This window comes from Enterobacter sp. Taxon_2, from assembly GCF_058355295.1.
This window is the reverse complement of the sequence record NZ_CM178024.1, coordinates 2,887,040-2,902,675: the sequence shown is the minus strand read 5'-3', so window position 1 is coordinate 2,902,675 and position 15,636 is coordinate 2,887,040. Positions and strand designations below refer to the sequence as shown.

The 15,636-nt window shown below is 56.1% G+C and carries 16 protein-coding genes; 10 read left to right on the top strand and 6 right to left on the bottom strand.

All coding sequences use genetic code 11. The annotated features are described in order from the left end of the window. Nucleotides 1-20: 20 nt before the first annotated feature. The 4 genes from tsaB (at nt 21) to rnd (ending at nt 4,423) form a co-directional block, all read left to right on the top strand. The gene (gene tsaB, locus AC4IC4_RS13770) at nt 21-716 is read left to right on the top strand and encodes a tRNA (adenosine(37)-N6)-threonylcarbamoyltransferase complex dimerization subunit type 1 TsaB (protein WP_491471338.1); all 696 of its coding nucleotides are present in this window, start codon (nt 21-23) and stop codon (nt 714-716) included. A 37-nt stretch (nt 717-753) separates the two neighbouring features. Beyond that, nucleotides 754-1,335, top strand: a complete 582-nt coding sequence (locus AC4IC4_RS13765; protein ID WP_061714891.1) for a Slp family lipoprotein — start codon at nt 754-756, stop codon at nt 1,333-1,335. Nucleotides 1,336-1,538: 203 nt separating this feature from the next. Further along, nucleotides 1,539-3,224, top strand: a complete 1,686-nt coding sequence (gene fadD, locus AC4IC4_RS13760) for a long-chain-fatty-acid--CoA ligase FadD (RefSeq protein WP_073961507.1) — start codon at nt 1,539-1,541, stop codon at nt 3,222-3,224. A gap of 71 nt (nt 3,225-3,295) precedes the next feature. Then, complete coding sequence (gene rnd, locus AC4IC4_RS13755; RefSeq protein WP_267217034.1) at nt 3,296-4,423, top strand: ribonuclease D; 1,128 nt, start codon at nt 3,296-3,298, stop codon at nt 4,421-4,423. A gap of 86 nt (nt 4,424-4,509) precedes the next feature. On the opposite strand, the gene minE is transcribed toward rnd, so the two are convergent. From minE to minC, 3 genes are read right to left on the bottom strand one after another with little or no spacing between them, the layout of a single operon-like run. Next, on the bottom strand, nt 4,510-4,776 hold the full coding sequence (gene minE / locus AC4IC4_RS13750; protein WP_024909868.1) for a cell division topological specificity factor MinE: 267 nt from the start codon (nt 4,774-4,776) through the stop codon (nt 4,510-4,512). Nucleotides 4,777-4,779: 3 nt separating this feature from the next. After that, nucleotides 4,780-5,592: a septum site-determining protein MinD gene (gene minD, locus AC4IC4_RS13745; RefSeq protein ID WP_024909869.1), complete on the bottom strand. Its 813-nt coding sequence runs from the start codon at nt 5,590-5,592 to the stop codon at nt 4,780-4,782. A gap of 23 nt (nt 5,593-5,615) precedes the next feature. Beyond that, the gene (gene minC, locus AC4IC4_RS13740) at nt 5,616-6,323 is read right to left on the bottom strand and encodes a septum site-determining protein MinC (RefSeq protein WP_023312186.1); all 708 of its coding nucleotides are present in this window, start codon (nt 6,321-6,323) and stop codon (nt 5,616-5,618) included. 123 nt (nt 6,324-6,446) lie between these two features. Here minC and AC4IC4_RS13735 point away from each other — a divergent pair, with 123 nt between their 5' ends. The 3 genes from AC4IC4_RS13735 (at nt 6,447) to ycgN (ending at nt 7,963) form a co-directional block, all read left to right on the top strand. Then, nucleotides 6,447-6,722: a YcgL domain-containing protein gene (locus AC4IC4_RS13735; protein ID WP_029742143.1), complete on the top strand. Its 276-nt coding sequence runs from the start codon at nt 6,447-6,449 to the stop codon at nt 6,720-6,722. A gap of 47 nt (nt 6,723-6,769) precedes the next feature. Then, the gene (locus AC4IC4_RS13730) at nt 6,770-7,429 is read left to right on the top strand and encodes a fumarylacetoacetate hydrolase family protein (RefSeq protein WP_048992179.1); all 660 of its coding nucleotides are present in this window, start codon (nt 6,770-6,772) and stop codon (nt 7,427-7,429) included. A gap of 93 nt (nt 7,430-7,522) precedes the next feature. Further along, nucleotides 7,523-7,963 (top strand): cysteine cluster protein YcgN, encoded by a 441-nt coding sequence (gene ycgN, locus AC4IC4_RS13725; RefSeq protein WP_024909872.1) that lies wholly within the window; start codon nt 7,523-7,525, stop codon nt 7,961-7,963. Between the two features lie 126 nt (nt 7,964-8,089). Here the strand turns inward: ycgN and dsbB are convergent, their stop codons facing one another. Further along, nucleotides 8,090-8,620, bottom strand: a complete 531-nt coding sequence (gene dsbB / locus AC4IC4_RS13720) for a disulfide bond formation protein DsbB (RefSeq protein WP_024909807.1) — start codon at nt 8,618-8,620, stop codon at nt 8,090-8,092. 143 nt (nt 8,621-8,763) lie between these two features. Continuing rightward, the gene (nhaB, locus tag AC4IC4_RS13715) at nt 8,764-10,302 is read right to left on the bottom strand and encodes a Na(+)/H(+) antiporter NhaB (protein WP_491471337.1); all 1,539 of its coding nucleotides are present in this window, start codon (nt 10,300-10,302) and stop codon (nt 8,764-8,766) included. A gap of 201 nt (nt 10,303-10,503) precedes the next feature. On the opposite strand from nhaB, the gene fadR reads away from it, so the two are divergent. Continuing rightward, entirely contained in the window at nt 10,504-11,223 is a 720-nt protein-coding gene (gene fadR, locus AC4IC4_RS13710; RefSeq protein WP_024909809.1) for a fatty acid metabolism transcriptional regulator FadR, read from the top strand. A 110-nt stretch (nt 11,224-11,333) separates the two neighbouring features. Here the strand turns inward: fadR and AC4IC4_RS13705 are convergent, their stop codons facing one another. Continuing rightward, a complete protein-coding gene (locus AC4IC4_RS13705) occupies nt 11,334-12,866 on the bottom strand; it encodes a SpoVR family protein (RefSeq protein WP_024909810.1) in 1,533 nt (510 codons plus the stop codon). A gap of 321 nt (nt 12,867-13,187) precedes the next feature. Here AC4IC4_RS13705 and AC4IC4_RS13700 point away from each other — a divergent pair, with 321 nt between their 5' ends. Together AC4IC4_RS13700 and dadX are read left to right on the top strand one after the other, a co-directional pair. Continuing rightward, nucleotides 13,188-14,486, top strand: a complete 1,299-nt coding sequence (locus AC4IC4_RS13700; protein WP_032647721.1) for a D-amino acid dehydrogenase — start codon at nt 13,188-13,190, stop codon at nt 14,484-14,486. Between the two features lie 9 nt (nt 14,487-14,495). Further along, complete coding sequence (dadX, locus tag AC4IC4_RS13695; protein WP_491471336.1) at nt 14,496-15,566, top strand: catabolic alanine racemase DadX; 1,071 nt, start codon at nt 14,496-14,498, stop codon at nt 15,564-15,566. The last annotated feature ends 70 nt before the right edge of the window (nt 15,567-15,636 follow it).

The following is a 15,636-nucleotide window of genomic DNA, read 5'->3' as shown; positions in this document are numbered from 1 at the left end:
TTGCGAGAGCGCGACGACTGATGCGAATTCTGGCTATTGATACCGCGACAGAGGCTTGCTCTGTTGCCCTGTTGAACGACGGTACTGTTTCTGCCCATTTCGAAGAGTGCCCCCGGGAACACACCCAACGCATTCTGCCCCTGGTAAAAGCCATTTTAACCCAGGGCAACACCTCCTTAACCGACCTCGACGCGCTGGCCTTTGGCCGCGGCCCCGGCAGCTTTACGGGCGTACGTATCGGGATTGGCATTGCTCAGGGGCTGGCGCTGGGCGCCGAACTGCCGATGATCGGCGTCTCTACCCTCGCCACCATGGCACAGGGCGCATGGCGCATGACCGGGGCAACGCGCGTCCTGGCAGCGATTGATGCCCGCATGGGCGAAGTCTACTGGGCCGAATACACCCGCGACGAGCAGGGCGTGTGGCACGGCGAAGAGACGGAAGCCGTGCTTAAGCCAGAAGCGGTGACAGAACGACTGAAGCAGCTGTCCGGCGAGTGGGCGACCGTCGGCACGGGCTGGCCAGCGTGGCCTGAGATGGCGAACGACACCGGGTTGACGCTGGTGGACGGCAACATGCTGCTGCCGGCTGCGGAAGATATGCTTCCGATTGCCAGCCAGCTGCTCGCAGCAGGAAAAACCGTGGCCGTTGAACAGGCGGAACCGGTTTATTTGCGAAACACCGTCGCGTGGAAGAAACTTCCGGGCCGCGAGTGAATCTCAGTAACAGGAACTGAGAAAAAGGAGTCGCATCATGGCGGTTCAGACTAAAGTAGTACGCCTTATTATGGCAGGCGCAGTTGCCATAGCACTGAGCGGATGCGTTTCCGTTCCTGATGCGATTAAGGGCAGCAGCCCGACGCCACAGCAGGATCTGGTTCGGGTGATGAATGCCCCTGAGCTGTACGTCGGCCAGGAAGCACGCTTTGGCGGTAAGGTCATAGACGTACAAAACCAGCAGGGGAAAACCCGTCTGGAGATCGCCACCGTTCCGCTGGACAGCGGCGCGCGGCCTGTACTGGGCGAGGCCTCCCGGGGACGTATCTATGCGGACGTCAGCGGTTTCCTCGATCCGGTCGATTTCCGCGGACAGCTGGTGACCGTCGTCGGGCCGATTACCGGCGCCGTGCAGGGCAAAATCGGCAACACGCCGTACAAATTTATGACCATGCAGGTCAACGGGTATAAACGCTGGCGGCTGGCACAGCAGGTGATCATGCCGCCTCAGCCGATGGATCCGTGGATGTGGGGTCCACATCCTTATCGTTATGGCTACCCGGGCTGGGGTTGGTACAACCCGGGCCCTGCACAGGTTCAGACGATCGTTACTGAGTAACTTACTGTTATTGTTAGAAAAGGGACAGCGGCTCAGCCGCTGTCTCTGTTTTTTTACGGATAAAACGAAAAAAAAGAGTGACGCGCTTCGCAACCTTAAATCTGAACAATTAATAAACTGGTACGCTGAGTTAATATAATGTTAACAAACTGTTTATTATCGGGGTTGTGATGACGACGAACACTCATTTCAGAGGTGATGCATTGAAGAAGGTTTGGCTTAACCGTTATCCCGCAGATGTTCCTGCTGAGATCAATCCTGACCGTTATCAATCCCTGGTGGAATTATTTGAACACTCGGTAAGGCGCTACGCGGACCAGCCCGCATTTGTGAATATGGGCGAGGTGATGACGTTCCGTAAGCTGGAGGAGCGCAGCCGGGCGTTTGCGGCGTATCTGCAGGAAGGGCTGGGGCTGCAAAAAGGGGATCGCGTCGCGCTGATGATGCCGAACCTGCTGCAATACCCGGTGGCGCTGTTCGGTATCCTGCGTGCCGGGATGATCGTCGTCAACGTCAACCCGCTGTATACCCCGCGCGAGCTGGAGCATCAGCTGAACGACAGCGGCGCGGTTGCGATTGTCATTGTGTCCAACTTTGCCCATACGCTGGAAAAGGTGGTCGACAAAACCCAGGTGAAACACGTCATCCTGACGCGCATGGGGGACCAGCTCTCCACCGCCAAAGGCACGCTGGTTAACTTTGTCGTCAAATACGTCAAACGTCTGGTGCCAAAATACCATCTGCCGGACGCCATCTCCTTCCGCCGCGCGCTGCATGCGGGTTACCGTATGCAGTATGTGAAACCCGAAGTGGTCGCGGAAGATCTTGCGTTTCTGCAATACACAGGCGGGACCACCGGCGTCGCCAAAGGGGCCATGCTTACCCACCGCAATATGCTGGCAAACCTTGAACAGGTAAACGCCACCTACGGGCCGCTGCTGCATCCGGGCAAAGAAGTGGTGATCACCGCGCTTCCGCTGTATCACATCTTTGCGTTGACCATGAACTGCCTGCTGTTTATTGAACTGGGTGGTCAGAACATCCTCATCACCAACCCGCGCGATATCCCGGGCCTGGTGAAAGAGCTGGCGAAATACCCGTTCACCGCCATGACCGGGGTAAATACCCTGTTTAACGCGCTGCTGAATAACAAAGAGTTCCAGCAGCTGGACTTCTCCACGCTGCATCTCTCTGCGGGCGGCGGCATGCCGGTTCAGCAGGCGGTCGCCGAGCGCTGGGTGAAGCTCACCGGTCAGTATTTGCTGGAGGGCTATGGCCTGACGGAATGCGCGCCGCTGGTCAGCGTTAACCCGCATGACATCGACTATCACAGCGGAAGCATTGGTTTGCCCGTTCCTTCCACTGAAGCGAAACTGGTCGATGATAACGATAACGAAGTCGCGCCGGGCGAGCCGGGGGAGCTGTGCGTTAAAGGTCCGCAGGTGATGCTGGGCTACTGGCAGCGCCCCGATGCGACCGACGAAATCATCAAAGACGGCTGGCTGCACACCGGTGATATTGCGGTGATGGATGACGAGGGCTTCCTGCGCATCGTCGATCGTAAGAAAGACATGATCCTGGTCTCCGGTTTCAACGTCTATCCGAATGAGATCGAAGACGTGGTTATGCAGCACAGCGGCGTGCTCGAAGTGGCGGCAGTCGGCGTGCCTTCCGGCAGCAGCGGTGAAGCGGTGAAGATATTTGTGGTCAAGAAAGATCCTTCTCTCACCGAGGAAGCGCTGGTAACGTTTTGTCGTCGTCAGCTGACGGGCTACAAGGTGCCGAAGCTGGTGGAATTCCGCGACGAGCTGCCGAAATCCAACGTCGGGAAGATATTACGACGAGAATTACGTGACGAAGCCCGTGGCAAAGTAGACAATAAGGCCTGAGCTTCACGCTAATCGCCCAGACGCCGGTTAAGCCGGCGTTTTTTATGGGCGCAAACAAAAGAGAACCCGTTTTGAATTACCAGATGATCACGACCAACGACGAGCTGGCTTCGCTGTGCGAAGTGACGCGCGACTTTCCTGCCATTGCCCTGGATACCGAGTTTGTCCGTACCCGGACCTATTATCCGCAGCTGGGTTTGATTCAGATGTACGACGGTAAACACGTGTCACTGATCGATCCTCTCGGCATTACCGACTGGACGCCGATGCGTGACCTGCTGCTTGATACCGCCGTGACGAAATACCTGCACGCAGGCAGTGAAGATCTGGAAGTCTTTCTGAACACCTTTGGCATCATGCCTCAGCCGCTGATTGACACGCAGATCCTCGCGGCATTCAGCAATCGTCCGCTCTCATGGGGCTTTGCTGCCATGGTAGAGGAGTATACGGGCCTGACGCTGGATAAAAGTGAATCCCGTACCGACTGGCTGGCGCGTCCGCTAACTGAGCGTCAGCTGGAGTATGCGGCGGCAGACGTGTTTTACCTGCTGCCGATTGCCGGACAGTTAATGAAAGAGGCAGAAGCCTCCGGATGGCTGCCTGCGGCGCTCGACGAGTGTCGTATGACCCAGCAGCGTCGTCAGGAAGTGGTTGACCCGAAAGAGGCCTGGCGCGACATAAGCAACGCCTGGCAGCTGCGTACGCGTCAGCTGGCGTGCCTGCAGCTGCTGGCAGACTGGCGTTTGCGTAAAGCGCGCGAGCGCGATCTGGCCGTTAACTTTGTGGTTCGCGAAGAACATCTCTGGGCGGTGGCGCGCTATATGCCGGGCAGCCTGGGCGAGCTGGACAGCATTGGGCTTTCGGGCAGCGAGATCCGCTTCCACGGCAAAACCCTGCTGGCGCTGGTCGCAAAAGCGCAGGAGCTGCCGGAAGATGCGCTGCCGGAACCGCTGCTGAACCTGATGGATATGCCGGGCTATCGCAAAGCGTTTAAGGATATCAAAGCGCTGGTGCAGAACGTTGCAGCGGAAAGCAAGCTAAGCGCTGAACTGCTCGCCTCACGTCGTCAGATTAACCAGCTGCTGAACTGGCACTGGAAGCTGAAGCCGCAGAATGGCGTACCGGAAATGATGGCGGGGTGGCGCGGGAAATTGATGGCCGATCGCCTGAATACGCTGCTGGAAGCATACCCACGCTAAAGAAGTGTAGCCCCGGTAAGCGTAGCGCCACCGGGGAGATTGCCGGGCGGCACGACGCTTGCCCGGCCTACAAAACCACAAACGGATTAACGTGACTCTTCCGCTTCCGGGAGCGTAACGTTCAGCTCCAGAATCGAAATATCCCCGTCTTTTTGTTCCAGCTGCACCGTCACCATCTCCGGGTCAATCTGCACGTACTTACAGATCACTTCCAGGATGTCCTTACGCAGCTGCGGCAGGTAGTGAGGCTCGGCGTCGCTACGACGACGCTCCGCAACGATAATTTGCAGACGTTCTTTTGCGATGTTGGCGGTGTTCTTTTTCCGCGAGAGAAAAAAGTCCAGTAATGCCATAACTTATCCTCCGAACAGGCGTTTGAGGAAACCTTTCTTCTCTTCTTCAATGAAGCGGAAAGGACGTTCTTCTCCCAGCAGACGGTCAACGGTATCGGCGTAAGCTTTACCTGCATCTGCCAATGTATCAAGGATCACTGGCTCGCCCTGGTTAGAAGCGCGTAACACGGACTGATCTTCCGGGATAACGCCCACCAGCTTAATGCGCAGGATCTCCAGCACGTCTTCCATGCTCAGCATGTCACCTTTGTTCACGCGGCCCGGATTGTAGCGGGTGAGCAGCAGGTGTTCTTTAATCGGGTCTTCGCCATTTTCCGCACGACGGGATTTAGAGGCGAGGATCCCCAGAATGCGGTCTGAGTCACGCACGGATGAAACTTCAGGGTTAGTGGTGATGATCGCTTCATCAGCGAAGTACAGTGCCATCAGGGCACCGGTTTCGATGCCGGCAGGGGAGTCGCAGACGATGAAGTCGAAATCCATTTTTTTCAGCTCATCGAGCACCTTTTCCACTCCTTCACGGGTCAGGGCGTCTTTGTCACGCGTCTGAGAGGCCGGGAGAATGTAGAGGTTCTCGGTGCGCTTGTCTTTAATCATCGCCTGGTTCAGCGTGGCATCGCCCTGAATGACGTTCACGAAGTCATACACGACGCGACGCTCACATCCCATGATGAGGTCGAGGTTACGCAGACCGATATCGAAGTCGATAACGATGGTTTTCTTTCCCTTCTGGGCCAAACCAGTAGCGATGGCCGCGCTGGAGGTGGTCTTGCCAACGCCTCCTTTACCCGAAGTAACAACAATAATGCGTGCCATAGAAATTCCTTGTTAAAAAGGGATCAATTCAACGGTTGAACGGTCAACGCGTCGTCTGCCAGAAGCAGGCGAGCCGCTTTGCCATAAAATTCGGCTGGGATCTTGTCGCTCAGCCAATATTCACCTGCGATGGACACCAGTTCCGCCGTCAGGTGAGTACAAAATATTTGCGCGTCTCGATCGCCACTTGCACCCGCGAGCGCACGTCCACGCATCATACCGTATACGTGAATGTTGCCATCTGCAATCAGCTCAGCGCCAGCACTGACGTGGCTTGTAACAATCAGATCACAGTTTGGTGCATAAATGCGCTGACCGGAACGAACCGGCACATCAATCATTCGCGTTTTTGTGACGGTAGTAACGTTTTGCACCGCAGGAGGGGGCGTTTGCACGGCAACGGGTGCCGCACGCGAGGCTTTTTCTTTGCCCTCATTCAGAAGAGGCAGCCCCGCACGCTCAATTTCCGCTTTCAGCTCAGTATCTTTGCAGCCGCTGATGCCCACGATACGCAGTCCGGTCGAGGAGACGGCCTGCTGGAGAAGTTTCCAGTTAACCGGAGCCTCAAGACCGCTAACGTTGATAACAACAGGGGCGTGCTTCAGAAAGGCGGGAGCCTGGGCGATTTTGTCCTCTAACGCCTGACGAATAACCTCGGGTTTTGCATCATGCAAATGTACCACTGATAAGGTGAAGCTACTGCCTTTAAGCTCGATGGGCGTGTTTGACATCCTGGCCTTACTCAATTTGCTATTAACCGCAACCACTCGCTGCGATATTCCGAAGAGTATCAGGCATGTTATAGTCAGGAGTATATTGAGGCAAGCAACCACCCATTAATTCAGAGTAAAAACATGTTTTGTGTGATCTACAGAAGTACAAGCCGTGACCAGACCTATCTTTATGTCGAAAAGAAAGACGATTTTTCGCGCGTGCCTGAAGAATTAATGAAGAACTTTGGCCGACCACAGCTGGCGATGCTGCTGCCGCTTGATGGTCGTAAGAAACTGATTAATGCCGATCTGGATAAAGTAAAAACGGCCTTAGCCGAGCAAGGCTATTATTTACAGCTTCCACCGCCACCCGAGAATTTATTAAAACAGCATCTTGAGGCGAACGGTAAAAAATAGTCTCAACTGTTTTTGGGCACAATACATCAACCGTTTAGGGGTCGACCATGTATCAACATCACAACTGGCAAGGTGCATTACTGGATTATCCCGTCAGCAAAGTCGTCTGCGTGGGCAGCAACTATGCAAAACATATTCAGGAGATGGGCAGCGCGACGCCAGAAGAGCCGGTTCTGTTCATTAAGCCTGAAACGGCGCTTTGCGATATCCGCCAGCCGCTGGCCCTGCCGCAGGGGCTGGGCTCGGTGCACCACGAAGTTGAACTCGCCGTGCTGATCGGCGCAACGCTGCGTCAGGCCTCCGAAGATCATGTTCAGAAAGCGATTGCCGGCTACGGCGTGGCGCTGGATCTGACGCTACGTGACGTGCAGGGCAAAATGAAGAAAGCCGGGCAGCCTTGGGAAAAAGCCAAAGGGTTTGATAATTCCTGCCCGATCTCGGCGTTTGTGCCGGTGAGCGAATTTACCGGCGATCCGCAGGACACCCCGCTCAGCCTGAAGGTTAATGGTGAAATCCGCCAGCAGGGGACCACGGCAGACATGATCCATAAGATTGTGCCGCTGATCGCCTACATGAGCCGCTTCTTTACCCTGAAGCCGGGCGATGTGATCCTGACCGGAACCCCAGAAGGTGTTGGCCCGCTGCTCAGCGGTGACGAGCTTGAGGTCGGTTTTAACGGCCTGTCGCTGAAAACCCGCGTGCTGTAACCTCCTCTTGCCGCCTGAAAAGGGCGGCAAAACTTGCATCGACGTGCCAGACTCGTTATAAGGTGCGCTTTCTTTTGACGTGTGGACATCCTGATGAACGACATCCCTTTCTGGCAAAGCAAAACTCTCGACGACATGACGGACGCGGAATGGGAATCCTTATGCGACGGCTGCGGTCAGTGCTGCCTGCATAAGCTGATGGATGAAGATACGGACGAGATTTACTTCACCAACGTTGCCTGCAAGCAGCTAAACATAAAGACCTGCCAGTGCCGTAACTATGAGCGCCGCTTCGAGTTTGAGCCGGACTGCATCAAGTTAACCCGGGATAATTTGCCCACCTTTGAATGGCTGCCGCATACCTGCGCGTATCGCCTGCTGGCGGAAGGGAAAGGTCTGCCTGACTGGCATCCGCTGTTAACCGGTTCAAAAGCGGCGATGCACGGTGAGCGCATTTCAGTGCGCCACATCGCGGTGAAAGAGTCCGAAGTGCGTGACTGGGAAGACCACATCATGAACCACCCGACCCGTTGAGATTAAAAAACCCGCCGAGGCGGGTTTTTTATTTGTGTTTGTGCGGCCTAATGCCCTCAGCCCAACCCTCTCCCACGGGAGAGGGCGCAAACACTAAAAACGGCAACCGAGGTTGCCGTTTTGCTTTTACCTTCCGAACAAATCGCGTTTTTTCGGTTTGAACGGCTGGGCAATCAGCACCAGCAGCGCCACGACGAAGTAGGCGGCAAAAATACCCACCAGCCACTGCGGCATCTCCAGCGTCAGGAATTCCCACTGACGAACGGAGCAGTCACCGGATGCGACAAACACCTGCGGCAGCCATTTGTCCAGCGGCAGCCAGCTCGGGAAGCGGGCGGCAAAATCACAGGTCATAAACGGTGACGGATGCAATTGCATCATGGTGTGCTGCCAGGAGAGTTCAATCCCTTTCCAGGCGCTGTATATCCAGATGGCAATACCGGCATAGCGAAGCGGCGATTTTGGGGCAATCGCGCCCACCAGGCCCGCACCCATAATGCCGAACAGTGCGCAGCGTTCATAAATACAAAGCACGCAAGGTTTGAGTCCCATTACATGCTGGAACCACAGCGCGACCATTTCCAGCGCAAAGGCGGTCAGGGCCATTAACAACCACGCTCCGCGACCGCGGGAGCACTGGTTTAAAAATCTCAACATAATCATTTCCCTGGAACATGCTTAGAAATCGCAGTGTAAACGAATTCGTTTTTCGCGCCACCTGTACCTGGCGAAATAAAACGTAATTGGATGTTTATCGTGCGAAAAGGCAAACGGGCAGCGAACTGCCCGAGATGCAGTGTTTATTGCGCCGCAAGTATACCCGCTTGTATCAACCATTGCGTACAGGGAATGAGGGTAATTTTGACGCAAAGCAATCCCACGATCGTGAGCACCAGCGTATAGGGCAGCGCCATCCACACCATCCTGCCATAAGAAAGTCGTATGAGCGGCGCGAGGGCGGAGGTCAGGAGGAACAGGAAGGCGGCCTGGCCGTTTGGCGTCGCCACCGATGGCAGGTTGGTGCCGGTATTGATTGCCACGGCCAGCAGCTCAAACTGTCCGGCGCTGATAACGCCTTGCTCCATAGCCGCTTTGGCCTCGTTGATATAGACCGTCCCGACGAAGACGTTATCTGAGATCGACGAGAGCAGGCCGTTGAACAGGTAAAACAGCGACAGCTGAGCATCCGGCGATGCCTTTAAGACAAAGGCAATAATCGGCGCGAACAGATGCTGGTCGATTATCACCGCCACGACGGCAAAGAACACCGCCAGCAGGGCGGTAAACGGCAGGGCTTCGGTAAACGCCTTACCGATGGCATGCTCGTCTGTCACGCCGGTAAAGGTGGTGGCGAGAATAATGACCGACAGGCCAATCAGCCCAACTTCGGCAAGATGGAACGCCAGCGCCGCGATCAGCCAGATGCCGATGATCCCCTGGGCAATCAGACGCAGCGTCTCCTGGCGCGTCCGCTGGCGTCGGCTCTGCAGATCGAATTTATGCAGCTCCTGACGTACCGGCTCCGGGAGCTGGGCCCCATAGCCAAAGAGGCGAAACTTCTCCACCAACAGACAGGTCGCCAGCCCGCAGAAAAGCACCGGTACGCTCACCGGCGCCATTCTCAGGAAGAACTCACCGAAGTGCCAGCCCGCCGCTTTGGCAATGATCAGGTTTTGCGGCTCGCCCACCATCGTCATCACGCCGCCCAGCGCGGTACCGACGCCAGCATGCATCATCAGGCTGCGCAGGAAGGCGCGAAACTGTTCCAGTACCTCACGATTATGCGCATCGACGTGGCTGTCATCCTGCAAATCCTCGCCCGGACGAGAGGAGGCCACACGGTGATAAATACCGTAAAACCCCACCGCTACGCTTATCACCACCGCGACGACCGTCAGCGCATCCAGGAAGGCCGACAGGAAGGCTGCCGCCAGGCAAAACGCCAGCGAGAGGAACATTTTCGACGGAATGCTGAGCAGCAGGCGCGTGAAGATAAACAGCAGCAGCTGTTTCATAAAGTAGATGCCCGCCACCATAAACATCAGCAGCAGAAGCACTTCGAGATTGGATGCCAGCTCGGCTTTGACATGCTCGGCGCGGGTCATGCCGATGATGACGGCCTCAAACGCCAGCAGTCCGCCCGGCAAAAGCGGATAACATTTCAGCGCCATGGCCAGGGTGAAGATAAACTCCGCCACCAGCAGCCACCCGGCAATGAACGGGTTTACGCTAAAGAGGAGGGGGTTAACGACCAGGAACACCAGAAGTATAAGTTTGTACCAGTCCGGAGACTGGCCTAAAAAGTTGCGCCACAGTGCGCGCCCAAAAGAAATTTCCACGACAGACGTCCATCCCCGTCAAGTAAGACAAAACATCAGTATACGCAAAAATCGCGGTCTGGAGGCGGATAAGGCTGCATTGTAAATTTCACAAAAATGAAACGGCGATCCCTCTTTTCTCTCTTTGCCGTGCTACCTGCCACTGGCTGCCTCTGGTATGATGAGTCCAATTTGCTAAAGCTGTGTAATGGAAATCTCACTATGGTCATTAAGGCGCAGAGCCCGGCGGGTTTCGCGGAAGAGTACATCATTGAAAGCATCTGGAATAATCGTTTCCCTGCGGGGTCCATCCTTCCGGCTGAACGCGAACTCTCTGAACTGATTGGCGTCACTCGCACCACGCTGCGTGAAGTGCTCCAGCGGCTGGCGCGCGATGGCTGGTTGACTATCCAGCACGGCAAGCCGACGAAAGTAAACAACTTCTGGGAAACGTCCGGGCTGAACATTCTTGAAACGCTGGCGCGTCTCGACCATGAAAGCGTGCCGCAGCTCATTGATAATCTGCTCTCCGTTCGCACCAACATCGCGACGATCTTTATTCGTACCGCTTTCCGTCAGCATCCGGAAGACGCCCTTGCGGTGCTGGCCACAGCGAACGAGGTGGAAGATCACGCCGATGCTTTTGCCACCCTCGATTACAACGTGTTTCGCGGCCTGGCGTTTGCCTCCGGCAACCCGGTGTATGGCCTGATCCTCAACGGTATGAAAGGGCTTTATACCCGCATCGGCCGCCACTACTTTGCCAATCCGGAAGCGCGTAGCCTGGCGCTGGGCTTCTACCATAAGCTGAGCAAGCTCTGTACTGAAGGCCTGCACGATCAGGTTTATGAGACGGTGCGCCGCTACGGTCATGATTCCGGTGAAATCTGGCACCGCATGCAGAAAACGCTGCCGGGCGATTTGGCGATTCAGAGCCGCTGAAATAAAAAACCTCTCGTATGAGAGGTTTTTTTTCGCCCGGTGGCGCTTCGCTTACCGGGCCTACAAAACCCGTAGGCCGGGTAAGGCGTAGCCGCCACCCGGCAAAAAAACTACAGCGTATTCAACCGCGCCGGGCAGCGTTCCAGCAGCTCGACACTCCCGTCTTCATTCTGCTGCTCCAGCTGCACGTCAAAGCCCCACAGGCGATGCACATGCTTCAGCACCTCTTTGCGCCCTTTATCCAGCGGTGCGCGATTGTGCGGGATATAGCGCAGCGTCAGGGAGCGGTCACCGCGCAAATCCACGTTCCACACCTGAATATTCGGCTCAAGGTTGCTCAGGTTGTACTGGGAAGAGAGGCGAGAGCGGATCTCACGGTATCCCTCCTCGTTGTGGATTGCGGAGATCTCCAGATAGTTGTTACGGTCGTCGTCCAGCACGGTGAAGAAGCGGAAGTCACGCATGATCTTCGGCGACATAAACTGGCTGATGAAGCTCTCATCCTTGAAGTCGCGCATCGCAAAGTGCAGCGTTTCCAGCCAGTCAGAGCCGGCGATATCCGGGAACCAGTACTTGTCTTCTTCCGTTGGCGACTGGCAGATACGCTTAATGTCCTGGAACATGGCAAAGCCAAGCGCATACGGGTTAATGCCGCTGTACCACGGGCTGTTGTAGGGCGGCTGGAACACCACGTTGGTATGGCTGTGGAGGAATTCCATCATGAAGCGCTCGGTAACTTTACCCTCGTCATACAGATGGTTGAGGATGGTGTAGTGCCAGAAGGTCGCCCAGCCTTCGTTCATCACCTGCGTCTGCTTTTGCGGATAGAAATACTGGCTCACCTTGCGCACGATGCGCAGGATCTCACGCTGCCACGGCTCCAGCAGCGGGGCGTTCTTCTCCATAAAATAGAGCAGGTTTTCCTGTGGCTCGGACGGATAACGACGCGCTTCGGCGACCGCTTTTTCTTCCTCACGTTTCGGCAGGGTACGCCACAGCATGTTCACCTGGCTCTGCAGATACTCTTCGCGGCTTTTTTGTCGCGCTTTCTCCTCCTGCAGGGAGATTTTCTGCGGACGTTTGTAGCGGTCCACGCCGTAGTTCATCAGCGCGTGGCAGGAGTCGAGCAGTTTTTCCACTTCGTCCACGCCGTAGCGCTCTTCGCAGTCGGTAATATATTTACGGGCGAAGATCAGGTAATCGACGATGGAGCTGGCATCCGTCCAGCTGCGGAACAGGTAGTTATTCTTGAAAAAGGAGTTGTGCCCGTAGCAGGCGTGCGCCATCACCAGCGCCTGCATGGTAATGGTGTTCTCTTCCATTAAATAGGCGATACACGGATTGGAGTTAATGACAATCTCATACGCCAGACCCTGCTGGCCGTGCTTATACAGCCGCTCCGTTTCAATAAATTTTTTACCAAACGACCAGTGTGGATAGTTAATCGGCATCCCGACGCTGGAGTAGGCGTCCATCATCTGTTCGGACGTAATGACTTCAATCTGATGGGGATAGGTATCCAGACGATACAGTTTTGCGACCCGGTCGATTTCGGCGAGGTAAACATCCAGCAGCTCGAAGGTCCAGTCGGGTCCATCGCTCAGACGTGTGTTGTCCTTGTTCAGGGAATCAATAGTAGCCATTAGCGCGCCCTCGTTGTGGGTGCTCTCTCTGTCTGGAGAGCCTCCTTTCAAGCATAGATCAACGTGTTAAAAAGCGTGCTGGGGCAGAAATTTTTTCTTTGCGATTTCGCGTTTTTGATACGGCAAAAAAACGGTATGTATCAGCATATTATGCTGGTTAAAAATAACGCGCAGCAGGAGATCCCAAATTAGCACTATCCCCTGATGCTGGGGGATGTGTGAGGTAAGTCACCATAAAAAAGTCATATGTTGAATAATATTTTCAACTAGGTTATCAATCTGTAATTAGAAGATTGTTCTTTTGCACATAATGGAGTGGCTATGCGTGTTGTCATACTGGGAAGTGGTGTCGTTGGGGTAACCAGCGCCTGGTATTTAAGTCAGGCGGGACATGACGTAACCGTTATCGATCGTGAATCCGGTCCGGCGCTCGAAACCAGCGCGGCGAACGCCGGGCAAATCTCTCCCGGCTATGCCGCTCCGTGGGCTGCGCCGGGCGTTCCGCTGAAAGCGATTAAATGGATGTTCCAGCGCCACGCGCCGCTGGCCATCAGCCTTGACGGCACGCAGTTCCAGCTGAAGTGGATGTGGCAGATGCTGCGCAACTGCGACACCCGCCACTACATGGAGAACAAAGGGCGCATGGTGCGCCTGGCGGAATACAGCCGCGACTGCCTGAAAGCGCTGCGCGCGTCGACGGGGATTGAGTACGAAGGCCGTCAGGGCGGAACGCTGCAGCTCTTCCGCACCGAGCAACAGTACGAAAATGCCACCCGCGATATCGCCGTGCTGGAAGATGCCGGCGTACCGTATCAGCTGCTGGAAGCCAGTCAGTTAGGGCAGGTTGAACCGGCGCTGGCGGAAGTGGCGCATAAGCTGACGGGCGGCCTGCGCCTGCCGAATGACGAAACCGGCGACTGCCAGCTCTTTACGCAACGTCTGGCGCAAATGTGCGAGCAGGCGGGGGTGAAGTTCCGCTTCAACACCTCTGTCGACAAGCTGCTGTCGGAAGGGGAAAAAATTTACGGCGTGAAGTGCGGCGACGAGGTGATCAAAGCCGATGCCTACGTGATGGCGTTTGGTTCGTACTCCACTGCCATGCTGAAAGGCATTCTCGACATTCCGGTCTACCCGCTAAAAGGCTACTCGCTGACCATTCCGGTGAAAGAAGAGAGCGGTGCTCCGGTATCGACCATTCTGGATGAAACCTACAAAATCGCCATTACCCGCTTCGATAACCGCATTCGCGTAGGCGGCATGGCGGAGATTGTCGGCTTCAACACCGAACTGCTGCAGCCGCGTCGTGAAACGCTGGAGATGGTGGTGGGCGATCTCTTCCCGCGCGGTGGCTTTGTGGAGCAGGCGACGTTCTGGACCGGCCTGCGCCCAATGACGCCCGACGGCACGCCGATCGTGGGCCGCACGCCGTTTAAAAACCTGTGGACCAATACCGGACACGGCACGCTTGGCTGGACGATGGCCTGCGGATCGGGCCAACTGCTGAGCGACCTGATTTCCGGGCGCACGCCGGCAATTCCGTTTGACGATTTAAGCGCCGCACGCTATCAATCGGGGTTTACGCCTTCGCGTCCACAGCATTTGCACGGCGCGCATAACTAAGGAGCTGTCATGTCCCGTCCTGTTCTGGCCCAGCTGAACCTGCAGGCCCTGAAGGATAATCTGCAAATTGTTCGTCGGGCGGCACCTGGTTCGCGCATCTGGTCGGTGGTGAAAGCGAATGCCTACGGCCACGGTATCGATCGTATCTGGAGCGCCCTGAGCGCCACCGATGGTTTTGCCTTACTTAATCTGGAAGAGGCCATTCTGCTGCGCGAGCGCGGCTGGAAAGGGCCTATTCTGCTGCTGGAAGGGTTTTTCCACGCCGACGATCTGCCGCTGCTGGATAAGTATCGGCTGACCACCAGCGTGCATAGCAACTGGCAGATTAAAGCGATTCAGGATGCGAAGCTCCATGCTCCGCTGGATATCTATCTCAAGGTGAACAGCGGTATGAACCGCCTGGGCTTCCAGCCTGAGCGGGTGCATACGGTCTGGCAGCAGCTGCGCGCGCTGAAGAATGTAGGTGAAATGACGCTGATGGCGCATTTTGCCGACGCGGAACAACCCGACGGGATTGCCGATGCCATGGTCCGCATTGAGCAGGCGGCAGAAGGGCTGGACTGCCCGCGCTCGCTGTCGAACTCGGCGGCCACGCTGTGGCATCCCGAGGCGCACTATAACTGGGTGCGTCCGGGGATCGTTCTGTACGGCGCGTCTCCCTCAGGCCAGTGGCAGGATATCGCCAACAGCGGCCTGAAGCCGGTCATGACCCTGCGCAGTGAAATCATTGGCGTGCAGACGCTGAAGGCCGGTGACACGGTAGGCTACGGCAGCCGCTACCGGGCAAAGGGCGAGCAGCGGATTGGCATCGTGGCGGGCGGCTATGCCGACGGCTACCCGCGCATCGCGCCGACCGGCACGCCTGTGTGGGTCGATGGGGTCCGCACGGGAACGGTGGGCACCATATCAATGGATATGCTGGCCGTTGACCTGACGCCATGCCCGCAGGCGGGCATCGGTTCGCCGGTCGAGCTGTGGGGTAACGAAATTAAGATTGATGACGTTGCTGCCGCGGCGGGCACGGTGGGGTACGAATTGATGTGCGCGCTGGCACCGAGAGTGCCGGTTGTGACGGTGTAACGAATGTTTGTGTCGGGTGGCGCTAACGCTTACCCGACCTACGTTCGAAGTTTTTTTGCCGGGTAAGGCG